At 72.6% G+C, this 14,373-nt stretch carries 16 protein-coding genes; 5 read left to right on the top strand and 11 right to left on the bottom strand.

The window, feature by feature from the left end:
• Positions 1-7 precede the first annotated feature (7 nt).
• Positions 8-835 (bottom strand): molybdate ABC transporter substrate-binding protein, encoded by an 828-nt coding sequence (gene modA / locus AC1DPN_RS04325; RefSeq protein WP_477083466.1) that lies wholly within the window; start codon positions 833-835, stop codon positions 8-10.
• Complete coding sequence (locus AC1DPN_RS04320; RefSeq protein ID WP_477083465.1) at positions 832-1,236, bottom strand: TOBE domain-containing protein; 405 nt, start codon at positions 1,234-1,236, stop codon at positions 832-834. The genes modA and AC1DPN_RS04320 overlap by 4 nt, the downstream gene beginning before the upstream one ends.
• A gap of 110 nt (positions 1,237-1,346) precedes the next feature.
• Between AC1DPN_RS04320 and ppk2 the strand changes: the two genes are divergently transcribed.
• A complete protein-coding gene (gene ppk2, locus AC1DPN_RS04315; protein ID WP_477083464.1) occupies positions 1,347-2,192 on the top strand; it encodes a polyphosphate kinase 2 in 846 nt (281 codons plus the stop codon).
• A 54-nt stretch (positions 2,193-2,246) separates the two neighbouring features.
• Positions 2,247-3,626 carry a Na+/H+ antiporter NhaA gene (nhaA, locus tag AC1DPN_RS04310; RefSeq protein ID WP_477083463.1) on the top strand — a complete coding sequence of 460 codons (1,380 nt, stop codon included), beginning with the start codon at positions 2,247-2,249 and terminating at the stop codon, positions 3,624-3,626.
• Positions 3,627-3,638: 12 nt separating this feature from the next.
• Here the strand turns inward: nhaA and AC1DPN_RS04305 are convergent, their stop codons facing one another.
• From AC1DPN_RS04305 to AC1DPN_RS04275, 7 genes are all read right to left on the bottom strand, one after another.
• Positions 3,639-4,076, bottom strand: a complete 438-nt coding sequence (locus AC1DPN_RS04305; RefSeq protein WP_477083462.1) for an SRPBCC domain-containing protein — start codon at positions 4,074-4,076, stop codon at positions 3,639-3,641.
• A gap of 48 nt (positions 4,077-4,124) precedes the next feature.
• Positions 4,125-4,925 (bottom strand): SDR family NAD(P)-dependent oxidoreductase, encoded by an 801-nt coding sequence (locus AC1DPN_RS04300; protein ID WP_477083461.1) that lies wholly within the window; start codon positions 4,923-4,925, stop codon positions 4,125-4,127.
• A complete protein-coding gene (locus AC1DPN_RS04295) occupies positions 4,922-5,434 on the bottom strand; it encodes a DsbA family protein (RefSeq protein WP_477083460.1) in 513 nt (170 codons plus the stop codon). The genes AC1DPN_RS04300 and AC1DPN_RS04295 overlap by 4 nt, the downstream gene beginning before the upstream one ends.
• A 41-nt stretch (positions 5,435-5,475) precedes the next feature.
• Complete coding sequence (locus AC1DPN_RS04290) at positions 5,476-6,489, bottom strand: NAD-dependent epimerase/dehydratase family protein (RefSeq protein WP_477083459.1); 1,014 nt, start codon at positions 6,487-6,489, stop codon at positions 5,476-5,478.
• A 50-nt stretch (positions 6,490-6,539) separates the two neighbouring features.
• Positions 6,540-7,100, bottom strand: coding sequence for a methylated-DNA--[protein]-cysteine S-methyltransferase (locus AC1DPN_RS04285; protein ID WP_477083458.1), 561 nt, complete (start codon positions 7,098-7,100; stop codon positions 6,540-6,542).
• Between the two features lie 91 nt (positions 7,101-7,191).
• The gene (locus AC1DPN_RS04280) at positions 7,192-8,001 is read right to left on the bottom strand and encodes an ABC transporter permease (RefSeq protein WP_477083457.1); all 810 of its coding nucleotides are present in this window, start codon (positions 7,999-8,001) and stop codon (positions 7,192-7,194) included.
• Positions 7,998-8,987: an ATP-binding cassette domain-containing protein gene (locus AC1DPN_RS04275; RefSeq protein WP_477083456.1), complete on the bottom strand. Its 990-nt coding sequence runs from the start codon at positions 8,985-8,987 to the stop codon at positions 7,998-8,000. Before AC1DPN_RS04275 ends, AC1DPN_RS04280 begins: the two co-directional genes overlap by 4 nt.
• Before the next feature lie 87 nt (positions 8,988-9,074).
• Between AC1DPN_RS04275 and AC1DPN_RS04270 the strand changes: the two genes are divergently transcribed.
• On the top strand, positions 9,075-10,061 hold the full coding sequence (locus AC1DPN_RS04270; RefSeq protein ID WP_477083455.1) for a helix-turn-helix transcriptional regulator: 987 nt from the start codon (positions 9,075-9,077) through the stop codon (positions 10,059-10,061).
• On the opposite strand, the gene AC1DPN_RS04265 is transcribed toward AC1DPN_RS04270, so the two are convergent.
• Both AC1DPN_RS04265 and AC1DPN_RS04260 read right to left on the bottom strand, forming a co-directional pair.
• Positions 10,042-10,671, bottom strand: coding sequence for a nucleoside/nucleotide kinase family protein (locus AC1DPN_RS04265; RefSeq protein WP_477083454.1), 630 nt, complete (start codon positions 10,669-10,671; stop codon positions 10,042-10,044). The two genes, AC1DPN_RS04270 and AC1DPN_RS04265, sit on opposite strands and share 20 nt — an antisense overlap.
• The gene (locus AC1DPN_RS04260) at positions 10,668-12,050 is read right to left on the bottom strand and encodes a mechanosensitive ion channel family protein (protein WP_477083453.1); all 1,383 of its coding nucleotides are present in this window, start codon (positions 12,048-12,050) and stop codon (positions 10,668-10,670) included. The genes AC1DPN_RS04265 and AC1DPN_RS04260 overlap by 4 nt, the downstream gene beginning before the upstream one ends.
• 310 nt (positions 12,051-12,360) lie before the next feature.
• Between AC1DPN_RS04260 and AC1DPN_RS04255 the strand changes: the two genes are divergently transcribed.
• Both AC1DPN_RS04255 and AC1DPN_RS04250 read left to right on the top strand, forming a co-directional pair.
• Positions 12,361-13,212 (top strand): DNA-3-methyladenine glycosylase family protein, encoded by an 852-nt coding sequence (locus tag AC1DPN_RS04255; protein ID WP_477083452.1) that lies wholly within the window; start codon positions 12,361-12,363, stop codon positions 13,210-13,212.
• A gap of 124 nt (positions 13,213-13,336) precedes the next feature.
• On the top strand, positions 13,337-14,368 hold the full coding sequence (locus AC1DPN_RS04250) for a DUF4349 domain-containing protein (RefSeq protein ID WP_477083451.1): 1,032 nt from the start codon (positions 13,337-13,339) through the stop codon (positions 14,366-14,368).
• Positions 14,369-14,373 lie beyond the last annotated feature (5 nt).

Raw genomic sequence — 14,373 nt, 5'->3', positions numbered from 1 at the left:
ACCGTGGTCACGGCGTGCTGAACCCCGCGTCGGTCAGGATCTGCCGGCCACGCGCGGACAGGACGAGGTCGACGAACGCCTGCGCGACGGCCTCGTCGCCCTGTCGGGTCGGCTCGGCCAGCACCGTGATCGGGTAGGTGTTGACGGCCGTCGCGGACTCGGTGAACTCGACGCCCTCGACCGTGTCGCCGGCGGCCCGTACGTCCGTCCTGTAGACGAGCCCCGCGTCGGCGTCACCGGACTGCACCTTGGTGAGCACGGCCTTGACGTTCTGCTCCTCGCTGGCCGGCGTGAGCGTGAGGCCGGCGCTGTCGAGCACCTGGTGCGCGGCGGACCCGCACGGCACCTCCGCGGCGCAGATCACGACCTTCCCACCGCTCGTCGAGACGGCGGCGAGGTCAGCGAGCGACGCGATGTCCAGCGGGTTGCCGGGCGCGACGACGATCTCCAGGGTGTTCGTGGCGAAGACGGCCGGCGTGCCCGGCGCCAGCCCGGCGTCGGTCACGGTGGCCATGTTCTTCTCGTCCGCCGTCGCGAGCACGTCGGCGTTCGCACCCTCGACCAGCTGGGTGGCCAGCGTGGAGGAGCCGTCGTAGGTCGCTGCGTTGACCGTGACGTCGGGATGATCGTCGGCGAACTCCGCGAGGAGCTGGTCGAACGCACCGGTCAGCGACGCGGCCGCGAACACGGTCAGGTCCCCGGTGAGCGGCTCGACGGTCGCGGTGGGCACGGTCGTCGGTGAGGTGGACGAGGCGGGGCTGCCGGAACATCCGGCGACCGCGAGCAGGACGGCGGCGCCGGCGACGAGTGCACGGGCCGTGGTCCTGCCGGTCACCGCTGGGCCCTGGGGGTCTCGACGAGCACGGTGGTGGCCTTGACGACGGCGGTGGCGCGCGAGCCGACCTCGAGACCGAGCTCGCGCACGGCCTCGCTCGACATGAGCGACACCAGGCGGAACGGGCCGGCCTGCAGCTCGACCTGCGCCATGACCGTGTCGGAGATGATCGCGGTGACCAGACCGGGCAGGCGGTTCCGGGCAGAGCTCGTCCCGGCTGCGGGATCCTCGGGGGTCCGGGCCCGCTCGACGGCCAGCGCCGCGAGGTCCACGCCGTCGATCACGCTGCGGCCCGCGTCGTCGTCGGACACGGCCAGGGAGCCCGCGTCGACCCACCGCCGGACGGTGTCGTCGCTCACCCCCAGCAGCTCGGCTGCCTCGCTGATGCGGTACGTCGTCACGCGAGCGACTCTACTGCCGCAGGTGCGGCTGTTGTCACTCGCGCGATCCGCAGGTGAGGACTTTCCCGCAGGACCGCTCGCCCGGGACGAAAGGTCGGTAGCGTCGGGCCATGGCGAAGAAGTCGGGCAAGAAGAAGCACAAGGACAAGATCTCCAACAGCGTCTACGAGGCCGAGATCTTTCGGCTCCAGGCCGAGCTCGTGAAGGTCCAGCAGTGGGCCAAGGCGACCGGCGCCCGGGTGGTCGTGATCTTCGAGGGTCGCGACGCTGCCGGGAAGGGCGGCACGATCAAGCGGATCACCGAGTACCTGAGCCCCCGCGTCGCTCGGACCGCGGCACTGCCGACGCCCACGGAGCGCGAGAAGACCGAGTGGTACTACCAGCGCTACGTCTCGCACCTGCCCGCAGCCGGCGAGATCGTCCTGTTCGACCGCTCCTGGTACAACCGCGCGGGCGTCGAGCACGTGATGGGCTTCTGCACGCCGCAGGAGTACAGCCGCTTCATGCGGCAGACACCGATCTTCGAGCAGATGCTCATCGAGGACGGGATCCTGCTGCGCAAGTACTGGTTCTCGGTCTCGGACACCGAGCAGCTCAAGCGCTTCCGCTCACGCCTCAACGACCCGGTCCGGCAGTGGAAGCTCAGCCCGATGGACACCGCCTCGCTCAGCAGGTGGGAGGACTACTCCAAGGCCAAGGACGAGATGCTCGTGCACACCGACGTGCCCGCGAGCCCCTGGTTCATCGTCGAGTCGGACATCAAGAAGCACGCGCGGCTCAACATGATCAGCCACCTGCTCTCGACGCTCCCGTACACCGACGTCCCGCACGACAAGGTGGTCCTGCCGAACCGCCCACCGGCCTCGACGGGGTACGTGCGGCCGCCTCGCGAGCTGTCGACGTACGTGCCCGACCACGTGGCCGCCCTGCGGGGCGATCCCGAGAAGCACCTCTGACGCTCTCGGTGAACCCCGTTGCGTAGGGGCCGCCGACCTGCGACTTTGGTGCGCATGTCGGCGACCTCTACGACCCCCGGCCCGTCCTTGCGGGTGTCCCTCCCGGGCCTGCAGCCGACCGTCAAGGACTTCCTCACCAACGAGGCCGGCAGCGCGATCTACCTGCTCGCGGCCACGATCGTCGCGCTGGTCTGGGCGAACTCGCCGTTCGCCGACGCCTACGAGTCGTTCTGGTCGACGACGGCCGGCTTCCACATCGGGACCTGGGGCGTCGACCTCAGCCTGCACGGCTGGGTCAACGACGCCGCGATGGCCATCTTCTTCGCGGTGGTCGGTCTCGAGATCAGCCGCGAGGCGACCACCGGGGACCTGCGCGACAAGCGGACCGTGGCCGTCCCGGCACTCGGCGCGCTCGGTGGGCTGCTGGTCCCCGTCCTGATCTACCTGGCGTTCAACGGCGGCACCGACGCGGCCCACGGCTGGGGCGTCGTGATGTCGACCGACACCGCGTTCCTCGTCGGCATCCTCGCCCTGTTCGGCCCCAAGTGCCCCGACCGGCTGCGGCTGTTCCTGCTCACGCTCGCGATCGTCGACGACATCGGCGCGATCACCGTGATGTCGATCTTCTACACGGACGACATCGACGGCATGGCGCTGGCCCTGTCGGCAGCGGTGGTGCTCGGCATCGTCGTCCTGCGATGGCTCAAGGTCTGGCAGCTCGCGCCCTACGTCGTCGCGGGTATCGCGCTGTGGTTCGCGGTCCAGGCGTCCGGCGTCCACGCGACCCTGGCGGGCGTGATCATCGGGCTGATGGTGCCCGCGCGCCCGGCCGACCGGGAGGTCGTCGAGGAGGTCGCCGAGTACGGCCGCGACCTGATCGACACCCCGACGGCCGATCGGGAGCACGCGGCCGAGCTCGCGGCACGAGCGGCGGTCCCGACGAGCGACCGCCTGCAGCGCATCCTGCACCCGTGGAGCGCGTTCGTCGTCGTGCCCCTGTTCGGCCTGGCCAACGCGGGGATCGCCCTGAACGCCGAGTCGCTGACAGCCGCGGCCCACTCGCGTCTGGCCATCGGAGTCGCGGTCGCGCTCGTGCTCGGCAACGCGATCGGCATCACCGGGGCCTCCACGATCGCCCTGCGCTTCGGCCTGGGTGAGCTGCCCGGTCGTGTGCGCTGGGGCCACCTGCTGGGCGGCGCCGTGCTCGCCGGGATCGGGTTCACGATCTCCCTGTTCATCGCCGAGCTCGCGTTCGACGACCCGACCATGCTCGACAACGCCAAGATCGGGATCCTCGCCGGCTCACTGACGGCCGCGGTCCTCGGGTCGATCCTGCTGCGGTGGCTCGGCGAGAGGCTGCCGCTCTGCTCCCCCGCCGGCGACGGACCCCCGCCCGCGCTCCCGCCGCTGCCGTGGACGGCCCCGGCGGTCTGACGGGCGGCCAGCTCAGGTCGTCGTCGCGACGAAGGCCGCGTAGCGGTCGAGGATCACGGGCCAGTCGGTGAACTTGGCGCGATCCGTGGCGTTGTCCTCGTTCCAGCCGCCGTGCTCGAACTCGAAACGCGTGCCGCCCTCGTCCAGCGGGACGAACTGCGCGGTGATCCGGCTCGGGTGCTCGGCGTCCTGGCCGAGCGTCGAGGTGTGCACGACGACCGCGCCGGGCGCGATCGCCAGCACGCGTCCCCAGACGACCTCGCCCAACGACGCGTCGACCAGGTAGACGCGCCCACCGACGCGCGGCTCGATCGTCAACCCCAGGTACCTGTCGGCGTCGGGCGAGTACGACGGGTCCCACCACTGGCCGATGTCCTCGACGTACGCGTCGAAAGCCTCACGCGGCGTGACCGGCAGGACGTACTCGTGACGGATGGGCGCGGTGTCCATCGGTCGATCGTGCCGTTCTCGGGCGAGCCGGGTCCACCCCGTCCGGCCCTATGTGACCGGGTCGTCGTCCCCGTAGTGGCGCAGGCTCAGGGTGCGGGCGTCGGCGGCGAGGATCCGCGCGGTCGCCGCCTGCAGCGACTCGACGGTGTCGGTCCCCGCGCGCACGAACCGGCCGGAGAGGGCGTCCAACGAGCCGTCGCCGAAGGCCCGGACCAGCTCGGCCACCGCCTCGACGGGCGTCCAGTCCGAGCGACCCGCGTGCATCGGCATGCCCGTCGTCATCTGCGTCTCGACGTGGCCCGGCGCGAGGTCGAGCACACGCAGCCCCCGGTCCCGGTACTGCGCGTCGAGCTGCGTGGTGAACCGCGCGAGCGCGCCCTTGCTGATGGCGTAGCCCGTGTACTCGGTCATCGCCCGGTGCCCGGCGCCGGAGTTGAGGTTCACGACGCGACCACCGCCGCGCGCGAGCATGCCGGGCAGCACCGCGTGCGTGACCAGCAGCGGCCCACGCACGTTGGCCTCGATCACGCGCCACGAGTCCTCGACGTCGTCGCCGACGAAGTCCGTGGCCTCGCGCTCGATGACGCCCGCGTTGTTGACCAGCAGCCCGATGCCGCCCAGCTCGTCCTCGATCCGCGCGACGGCGTCATCGACCTCCGTCGGGTCGATCAGGTCCGCCGCCGCCACGAAGACGTTCTGGCCGATCTCGTCGGCCACCGCATCGAGGTGTGCCCGCGTCCGGCCGACGAGCCCCACCGTGTACCCGGACCGCGCCAGGCCGATCGCGATCCCCCGCCCTATCCCCCGACCCGCACCCGTGACGAGTGCCGTACGCAGCAGCGTCCTCATACCGCCACCGCCTCCACGGCCTCGCGCAACCGCTCCAGCGTGACCTTCCCACGGAACCGCTCGCCGTTGACGTAGAGCGTCGGCGTCCCCCGCACCCCGGCCTCGATCCCCGCGGTGTAGTCGGCCTGGATCGCGCCCGCGAGCGCCTGCGCCCGATCGCCGACGACCTCGGCCGGGTCGAGGCCGAGCGAGGCCGCCGCCCGCTTCAGGTCCGGCTCGCTCAGCCTCGACTGGTCGGCCATCAACGCGTCGCGCATCTCCCAGAACTTGCCGTGCCGTCCCGCCGCCTCGGCCGCGAGCGCCGCCGACAGCGCGTACGGGTGCACCTCGAACAGCGGGAAGTGACGCCAGACCAACCGCACCATGCCCTGAGACGTGTCCACGAGCTCCCGCAGCGGACCGGCCGCCGCGCGGCAGTAGGGGCACTCGAGGTCGCCGAACTCGAGGATCGTGACCGGGGCGTCGACGTCGCCGTACACGTGCCGCTCCGCGGGGAACTCGTCAGCCATGGGTCGAGGATGCCTCACGCGGGCGCCGGGCGGCCCGCCACTCACCGCGGGTGGCGGGGGCGTAGGGGCTCGCTTGCCGTGCCGGCGCCCGAGGCGATCCCGGCGACCGCGTCCCGCAGGGTGGCCAGCGCGGTCCACTGCGGGCGGAAGTCGAGCTCGCGGGCGGCGCGTGCGGTGTCCAGCAGCGGGGCCGCGAGCGCCAGGTCGAGCCAGCCCGGTCCGACCGGGACCGCGCGGGCATGCCAGGCCGTGGCCAGCTGGCGTCGCGCACGCGAGGCCGGGACCTCGCGCAGGCGTCCGCGGGACACGATGTCCGCGACGTCCTGCCCGCGGAGCACGCCGGAAGCGGCGACGTTGAACGGGCCCTGGACGTGGCGGACCGCGGCCTCGCGGACGGCGGATGCGGCGTCGTCGGCGTGGACCGTCTGGAAACGCAGCCCGACCGGGCACGTCACGGTCGCGAGGTGGCCGTCGAGCGCTCGCCTGGGCACCCACGGACCGAGGACGGACCGCGCGAGCTGCTGCCCGGCCGAGTGCTGGAGGACCAGGGCCGTGCGCAGCCGGGCGATCGTCAGGTCGGGGTACTCGTCGAGCAGCCGCTCCACCTCGGCCTTGTCGGCGCTGTATGGGGACGTGGGCACACCGTCCGTCGCCCAGCCCTCGCCTCGGGGCACGTCGTCGGGCGCCGGTGAGTAGGCCCCCACCGACGAGGCGACGACGAGGTGCGCGACCCCGGCGCGGCGGGCTGCGTCGAGCACGTTCCGCGTGCCCCCGACGTTGGTCGCGTGCAGCTGCTTGTGCTTGTGCGGGGGCTCGCTCGCCCAGGCCAGGTGGACCACCGAGTCGGCGCCGGCGAACGCGCTCGTCAGCCGGCCGACCGCGTCCGGCGCGCTCATGTCGCAGGGCACCCAGCGTGCGACGTCGTACGGGGAGGAGGTCGGGTCCGGCACCCGTCGGGCGACCGCGACCACGGACGTCACCGTCGCGTCGGCGGCGAACCTGCGGAGCACAGCGGTGCCGACGTTCCCGCTCGCTCCCACGACGACGACCCTCATGGGGATGACCCTTCCAGGTCAGCCGCGGACGCGCAGGTCAGGAGAGCAGGTCAGAACAGCAGGTCGGGCGCGCCCTGCTCGAGATCCAGCAGGAACCGCTTGCGGTCCAGCCCCGCGGCGAAGCCGGTCAGCGTGCCGTTCGCGCCGATCACGCGGTGGCAGGGCACGACGATCGCGATGCGGTTTCGACCGTTCGCCGCACCGACGGCGCGCGACGAGGTGCGCGGGTCGAGGCCCACCGACTCGGCGAGCTCGCCGTACGACCACGTCTGCCCGTACGGGATGCGCAGCAGTCCCTCCCACACGCGCACCTGGAACGTGGTGCCGACCAGGGCCAGCGGCAGGTCGAACGTGGTGCGCTCGCCGGCGAAGTACTCGTCGAGCTGCGTGCGCGCGTCGTCGAAGCCCTCGTCGTCGCGCTCACCGAACGGTCCCTGCACCTCCGCGTACTTCGAGCTCGGCATGAGCAGCGCGCTCAGGCGCCCGTCGTGCGCGACCAGCGTGGTCGGGCCGAGCGGCGTCGCCACGACCGTGTGGGTGATCCGAACCTCTGCGTCGGCGCCCGGACGCGTGTCCACACCTGCCTGCACGCGGTCCTCGTCGAGAAGCATGGTCCCCATCTTGTCCCCTCCCACCGACATCCCCGACGCGCCCGTCGCGCGCCTCCACGAGGAAGACGCGCGACGGGGTGCGGGCGTGAGGTCAGTCGGCGCTGCGCAGCAGGGTCCGCACCCCGACCACCAGCCCGACGACCGCGGTGAGCACCGCGGCGAGCCAGCCCCACGCGACGGCGGAGGCCGTCAGGTCGCCGGCGAACAGGGCGCGCTCGGCCTCGACGACCCACCGCAGCGGGTCGAACGCCGAGGCGACCTTCATCCACTGCGGCCCGGACTCGATGGGCAGGAGCATCCCGGACAGGATCAGCAGCGGGAACAGGACGGTCTGCTGGACGGCCCAGAACATCCACTCCTGCTTGCGCACCGCGATCGCCAGCGCGTAGCTGAGAGATCCGAGACCGATGCCCAGCACCGCGAGCATCAGCAGCCCGACCACGGCCCCGGGGATCGAGGCACGGAACCCGAACGGCAGCATCACGAGGATGACGATCAGCGCCTGGGCCACGAGCGGCACGATCTCCTTCAGCGACCGCCCGACGAGCTGCGACGACCGGGACAGCGGCGTGACCAGCAGGCGCTCGTGCGCGCCGGTCTGCATGTCGACCTGCAGGTTCGAGCCGGTGATCGAGGTGCCGAACAGCGTCGTCATGACGAGGATCGCGGGGACGAACCACTGCCAGACGTCCTGCGCCGGCAGGTCCGTGGAGCCGGCGAGCAGCGGCCCGAACAGGGCGAGGAACACGAGCGGCTGGACGAGTCCGAAGACCACCGAGAACGGCTCGCGGATCACGGGCCGCAGCTCGCGGGTCATGACGAGCCAGACGTCCGAGATCCACGACCGGCGGGCGGCCGTGGGGGTCGCCAGGACCGGGGTGTCGAGGGTGAGCGTGCTCATGCTGCGTCCTGCCCTTCTTCGTCGACGGTGGTGCGCGAGCCTTCGTCGCGCAGGCTGCGGCCGGTGAGGGCCAGGAAGACGTCGTCGAGCGTCGGCCGGACGGCCAGCGCCTCGGACAGCGGTGCGCCGGCCCGGGACGCGGCGAGCACGAGCTCGGGCACGGCGGCGGCGGCGTCGGCCACGCGCGCCTCGACCCGCGAGCCGTCGACGACCACCTCGCGCGCCCCGTCGACCCGGGCGACCAGACCGGCGACGACGGACGCTGAGCCCAGCGTCGTCAGCACCACCCGGTCCCCCGCGAGCGTCCGCTTGAGCCCGTCCGCGGTGTCGTCGGCGATGACCTGCCCGTCGTCGACGACCACGACGCGCTCGGCCATGGTGTCGGCCTCGTCGAGGTAGTGGGTGGTGAGCATGATCGTCATGTCGTGCTCGCTGCGCAGCCGCAGGATGTGCTCCCAGAGGTTCGCGCGGTTCTGCGGGTCGAGGCCCGTGCTCGGCTCGTCGAGGAACAGCAGCTGCGGCGCGTGCACGAGGCCGAGCGCGACGTCCAGGCGCCGACGCTGGCCGCCGGAGAGCTCGCTGACCTTGCGGGTCGCGTGCGCCGACAGGTCGAGCGCGTCGACCAGGTCGCCCGCTCGCCGACGCGCCGAGACGCGGTCGAGGCCGTAGATCAGGCCCTGCGAGTACAGCTCGTCGACGCCGCGCTGCGTGTGGCCCGCGCCGTTGCCCTGGCCGACGTAGCCGATGTGGCGCCGCACGGTCGCGGGATCGGCGACCACGTCGACGCCTGCGACCGTCGCGGTGCCCGCGGTCGGCCGGACCAGGGTGGTCAGCATGCGCATGGTCGTCGTCTTACCTGCGCCGTTCGGGCCGAGCACGGCGACGAGCTCGCCAGGGGCGACGTCGAGGTCGATCCCGCGCACGGCGTGCACGGTATGGGTCTTGCTCAGCACGAAGTCCTTGGTGAGTCCTCGGGTCTGGATCATGGGCTCTTCCTCTCGGGAGGGGTACGACACGACTCTCTCGGAGGTAGCGGTCAGTTCCTGTCCGCTATTCGATGGCATCCTGACGTCATGTCCACGCCGTCCTCACGCCTCCTGTCGCTGCTGTCGTTGCTGCAGTCGCGCCGGGACTGGCCCGGAGAGGTGCTCGCCGACCGGCTCGGCGTCAGCCCACGCACCGTGCGCCGCGACGTGGACCGGCTGCGCGAGCTCGGATACCCGGTGCACGCGGCCAAGGGCCCCGACGGCGGCTACCGGCTCGAGGCGGGCACCCAGATGCCGCCCCTGCTGCTGGACGACGAGCAGGCCGTCGCTCTCGTCGTCGCACTCCAGACCGCCTCGACAGGCGTCTCGGGGGTCGACGAGGCCGCGGTACGCGCACTGTCGACCCTGCGCCAGGTGATGCCCGCACGGCTGCGCACCGCGGCCGACGCCCTGCAGGTCACCGCCGTGGCCCGCGGCAACCAGACCGCCCGCCCGTCGGTCGACGCGGACGCCCTGCTCTCGATCGGGAGCGCGGTGCGCGCGCACGAGGTGCTGCGCTTCGACTACGACGGCGGCAGCAGCGCCACGATCGGGTCGGGCGAGTCGGCGTTCCGACCGCCACGCCGCGCCGAGGCGCACCACCTCGTCACCTGGGGCGGCCGCTGGTACCTGGTCGGCTTCGACCTGGAGCGCGACGACTGGCGCACCTACCGCGTGGACCGCATGACCCCGAAGAGCCCAGCCGGACCCCGGTACGCACCCCGCGACCTGCCCGCACCCGACGTGGCGACGTTCGTCGCGGAGCGGTTCCGGTCGATCTCCGCCCCGAACCGGGTGCAGGGCGAGGCGATCGTCGACCGGTCGGCGGACGAGATCGCCCAGTGGGGCGGCCGGGACGCGATCGTGGAGCACCTCAGCGAGAACCGGTGCCGGGCCGTCCTGTCGGCGTGGTCGTGGGACCAGCTCGCCGCAGTGTTCGCGATGTTCGCGGCGCCCATCCGGATCGTCGGTCCGCCCGAGCTCGTCGACGCGACGCACCGGCTCGTCGAGAGGGTCACCGCGGCGGTTGCGTGACCTCGAGCGCCGGGTGCCGCGGGTCGTCCACGTGCACGACGAGCTGCGCGACCGCGGCCGGCAACATCTCGGCGTCATACCGGGCGAACGCGGGCATCTGCCACCGGTCGTCGGCCGGCGTGCGTCGTGCGAGCGTCTCGGGCCGCACGGTCAGGTGCACCGCGACCTCGTGCTCGAGCCACCGACCGAGCAGGAGGCCTCCGTCGAGCACGAGCACCGCACCCTCGGCCGCGACGGCGTACGGCTCACGGGTCGCACGGTCGGCCTCCGCGTCCCACAGCGTCGGCAGGTAGCGGCCGTCCTGCGCGAAGCGGTCGAGGACCTCGCGTCCCAGCGCGCCCAGGTCGAGGCGGTCCTCCAGGTAGGCGTCGGGGTCGTTCCGCCCGAGCTCGAACCGGAGCGACGCCGGCCGCAGGAAGTCGTCGGCCCGCACGCGCGCCACGGCACGCCCGGCGGCGCGCAGAGGGCCGACGAGGCTGTCGGCCAGCGCGCCCGGCAGGGTCGGCGGTGCGCCGTCGACGATCACGCGCACCCGGCCCGGTCCGGCGGCCAGCACGCGCGCGACGACCCGGTCGAGGAGCGAGTCGACCGAGATGGGCTCGATGCTCACGCCGGGGATCGGCCCTCGCCGTGCTCCTCGGCCGCCTGCTCGCGCTCCTCGATCACGTCCTTGCCCGGTCCGGTGAAGTGCCGCGACCGTTCGAGCGCCTCGATGCTGCCGGTGAACAGGCGGGCGTCGTTGGCGCCGGTCGTGATGGTCATGGTGTCGTCGGCGGTGCCGTTGTCGGCCTCGTTGCCCGACCAGGCGCCGGGCGGCGGCAGCACGGGCGTCGGCCGCGACGCAGCCTCCTCCTTGCGGGAGCGCCGCGTCTCCGGGGTCACCGGGGCGGTGCCCTCCCACCGGGTCCGCGGGATGGCCTGCGGTGCGACGTCCTGCAACCACGCGACCAGCCCTTCGCGCACGTAGCACCGCAGATCGAAGAGGGTCGGGGCGTCGACCGCGCTGGCCAGAGCACGCACGCGCACGTGCCCGCCGACCGCGTCGGTCACCTGCAGCACGCCGACCCGGCGGTCCCAGAGGTCCGTATGCTCGAGCAGCCGGACCATCTCGGCACGCATCTGCTCGACCGGGACGTCCCAGTCCAGGTCGAGCTCGACCGTGCCCAGCAGGTCGGCCGCGCGCCGGGTCCAGTTCTCGAAGGGCGTCGTCGTGAAGTACGTGGACGGCAGGATCAGCCGCCGGTCGTCCCAGATGTGCACCACGACGTAGGTCAGCGTGATCTCCTCGATCCGGCCCCACTGGTCGTCGACGACCACCACGTCGTCCACCCGGATCGCGTCGGTGAACGCCAGCTGCAGCCCGGCGAACACGTTGGCCAGGGAGCTCTGCGCGGCCAGGCCGGCGACGATCGAGATGAGGCCGGCGGACGCGAGCAGGCTCGCCCCCAGCGCCCGGGCCGACGGGAAGGTCAGCAGGATGCCCGCGATCGCGCACACGACGAGGATCGCGACCGTGATGCGCCGCAGCACCTGCACCTGCGTGCGGATCCGCCGGGCATGCCGGTTGTCGGCGACGTCGATGCGGTACTTCTGGACAGCGGCATCCTCGACGACGAACGCGAGGCTCCCGATCAGCCAGGTCACGGTGATGATCAAGGCGATCAGCAGCACATGCTCCACCTGCACCGTCCAGTCGGCCGGATCGGTGCTCAGCCGCAGGGCGACCCACACGGCGATCACCAGCAGCACGGCGCGCAGCGGCTTACGGGACCGTCGGCTCAGGTCGGCGGCCATCGGGGACGTGCGGGCGATCCGGCCCACGAAAGCCGCGACGAGCGTGGCCAGGACGTACGCGACGACGATCGCCGCGAGGATCGCGAAGACGGGGACCACGACGCCTTGGACCTCGTCGCCGACCGAGTCGTCGGTGACGGAGCTGTCGGTGACGGCGCGAAGGGCGGCGGCGGGAAGCAGGATGAGCGGGTGCACGCGGCTCAGCGTAGGCAGATGGGCGGCAGACCTCACCTTTCGGGCATAGGTGCGCCCCGCCTCCGAGGGAGACGGGGCGCAACGGAGAGGCGTCTCGCCGGCACGAGGCTTGGCGCACTCCCTGAACCCTGACGGGCGGCCCGGCTCTCGCCGTGGCCCTCTGCGGCGCGGTTCAGCATTCCCTCCAGCCTCGCGTCCCGGCTTCCCGAGACGATCGACTGCAGTGCTCTCACCCTCCCACAGATTGGCCGCAAAGTGCCATGTGACGTCAACGAATTTGCAAAGTTCTTCGCCGGGCTACCGTTCCCTGGTGAACGAGCTCGAGGTCTCGGTGGTGGTCCGCCGACCCGTCGACCCCGCACCGCTGCTCGCCTCGCTGGTCGCCCACGCGGTCCCCGGCGTCGAGACCGTCTCCCCTGACGGAGTCGTCCGGCGCGTCGTCGAGCTCGACGGTTCGCCCGCTCTGGTCGAGGCCTCGCTGAGCACCGACACGGTGTCGCTCACCGCCTCGTCCGGCACGGCGGACGCGCTCACGCGACTCGCGGAACGGTGGTTCGGGCTCGCCGACGACCTCTCGGCAGTGACCGCCGCGTTCGCGCAGGACCGCGTGCTCGCTCCTCTCGTCGCGGCCCGCCCGACGCTGCGCGTCCTCGGGCACCCCGACGGCTTCGAGGCTGCCGTCAGCACGGTGCTCGGTCAGCAGGTCTCACTCGGCGCGGCCCGGACCTTCGGGGGTCGGCTCGCTGCCGCCTACGGCACCTCCGGCCCCGGGGACCTGCTCGTCTACCCGTCGGCGGTCCGGTTGGCGGCCGTCGACCCGGTCGAGCTGCAGGCCGTCGTCCGCATCACCCACGCGCGCGCCCGGACCCTGCACGCGCTCGCGGTCGCGTGCGCCGACGGGCTCCACCTGGCGCCGGGGGCCGACCACGCGGACGTCCGTGCCCGGCTGCTCGCGCTGCCGGGGATCGGCCCGTGGACGGTCGACTACCTGGCCCTGCGCGTGCTCGGCGACCGGGACGCGATGCCCGTCGGTGACCTGGTCCTGCGCCGGGCGCTCGGCATCGACGACGCACGAGAGGTCGCCCGTCTCGCGGAGGGCTGGCGTCCGTGGCGAGCGCTCGCGGCCGTCCACCTCTGGACGGCGACCGCGTACGCCGTGTGACGGACGCCTGTCCGACACCTGTTCCGGAAACGGCGCGGTCACGATTGCAACACTTCGGGCGGTGGACGGTCACGATTGACACCACATCGGTCCGCAGCGAGCGCGCCTCCCCTACGTTCACGCCATGACCTCGTCGACGAGTCGCCGCAGCCGATCCACCGTGCACCGGGGTGCCGCCTTGGCAGTCGCCTCGGTCCTGGCCCTGTGCACCCTGCTCGCCGGGTGCACGGCGTCCGACTCCGGCACCGACGAGAGCATGCCGCAGGACAACTCCGCGGCCGACGAGGACGCGGGCGGCGCGAGCCAGCCTGAGGCGGCGGGCGACGACTTCGCGGCCGGCGCGGCGGACACCGAGCGTCAGGTGATCCAGACGGGCGACATCAGCATCACGGTCGAGGACCCGCAGGATGCCGCCGACCAGATCGTCACGCTCACCGAGAAGGCCGGCGGGCGCGTCGACAACCGGTCCGAGCAGGCCGCGACCGCGCAGGACGTCGGCACGGCCCAGCTCACCATCCGCCTGCCTGCCGACGAGGTCAGCGGTGCGGTCGACACGCTGCGCACCCTGGGCACGATCGACCAGATCAACCTGACGGCCACGGACGTGACGGGCGCGGCCCAGGACCTGGACGCCCGCATCCACGGACTGGAGATCTCCGTCGCGCGCATGGAGGACCTGCTCGCCCGCGCCAGCACGAGCGCCGAGGTCATCGCGGCGGAGGGTGCCCTGGCCGAGCGGCAGACGAACCTCGAGCAGCTCAAGGCCGAGCGGGCACGCCTGGCCGAGCAGGTCGCGCTGTCGACCCTGACCGTCGCGCTCTACGGCCCCGGCCTCGCCCCGGAGGTCGTCAGCACGGGACCCGACTCGTTCCTCGACGGCCTCACCGACGGCTGGAACTCGCTGGTGTCGGTGGTCGAGTTCCTGGTCATCCTGCTCGGGGTGCTGCTGCCCTGGCTCGTGGTCGGCGGTCTGATCACGCTCGCCTCCGTGGCTCTCGTCCGGCGGCACCGGCGGCTGCACCCGCGGCCCGAGCCGACCCCGGCCCCGCGGCCGTGGGAGCTGGTGGGGGCCGGCGTGGGTCCGGGCGCAGGGCAGCCCGGTCAGCCGGCTCAGCCGCCCGCTGCGCCGCCGGCGCACGACCCGAACGGCGAGTAGCGGGC

It is taken from the genome of Cellulomonas sp. P4_H4, from assembly GCF_056400865.1.
This window is presented reverse-complemented; position numbering and strand designations above follow the sequence as displayed.

Excerpts from the sequence above, each read along its gene's own strand:
- ppk2 (WP_477083464.1), top strand. The coding sequence starts at position 1,347 with ATGGCGAAGAAGTCGGGCAAGAAGAAGCACAAGGACAAGATCTCCAAC.
- nhaA (WP_477083463.1), top strand. The coding sequence starts at position 2,247 with ATGTCGGCGACCTCTACGACCCCCGGCCCGTCCTTGCGGGTGTCCCTC.
- AC1DPN_RS04305 (WP_477083462.1), bottom strand. The coding sequence starts at position 4,076 with ATGGACACCGCGCCCATCCGTCACGAGTACGTCCTGCCGGTCACGCCG.
- AC1DPN_RS04300 (WP_477083461.1), bottom strand. The coding sequence starts at position 4,925 with ATGAGGACGCTGCTGCGTACGGCACTCGTCACGGGTGCGGGTCGGGGG.
- AC1DPN_RS04295 (WP_477083460.1), bottom strand. The coding sequence starts at position 5,434 with ATGGCTGACGAGTTCCCCGCGGAGCGGCACGTGTACGGCGACGTCGAC.
- AC1DPN_RS04290 (WP_477083459.1), bottom strand. The coding sequence starts at position 6,489 with ATGAGGGTCGTCGTCGTGGGAGCGAGCGGGAACGTCGGCACCGCTGTG.
- AC1DPN_RS04285 (WP_477083458.1), bottom strand. The coding sequence starts at position 7,100 with ATGCTTCTCGACGAGGACCGCGTGCAGGCAGGTGTGGACACGCGTCCG.
- AC1DPN_RS04280 (WP_477083457.1), bottom strand. The coding sequence starts at position 8,001 with ATGAGCACGCTCACCCTCGACACCCCGGTCCTGGCGACCCCCACGGCC.
- AC1DPN_RS04275 (WP_477083456.1), bottom strand. The coding sequence starts at position 8,987 with ATGATCCAGACCCGAGGACTCACCAAGGACTTCGTGCTGAGCAAGACC.
- AC1DPN_RS04270 (WP_477083455.1), top strand. The coding sequence starts at position 9,075 with ATGTCCACGCCGTCCTCACGCCTCCTGTCGCTGCTGTCGTTGCTGCAG.
- AC1DPN_RS04250 (WP_477083451.1), top strand. The coding sequence starts at position 13,337 with ATGACCTCGTCGACGAGTCGCCGCAGCCGATCCACCGTGCACCGGGGT.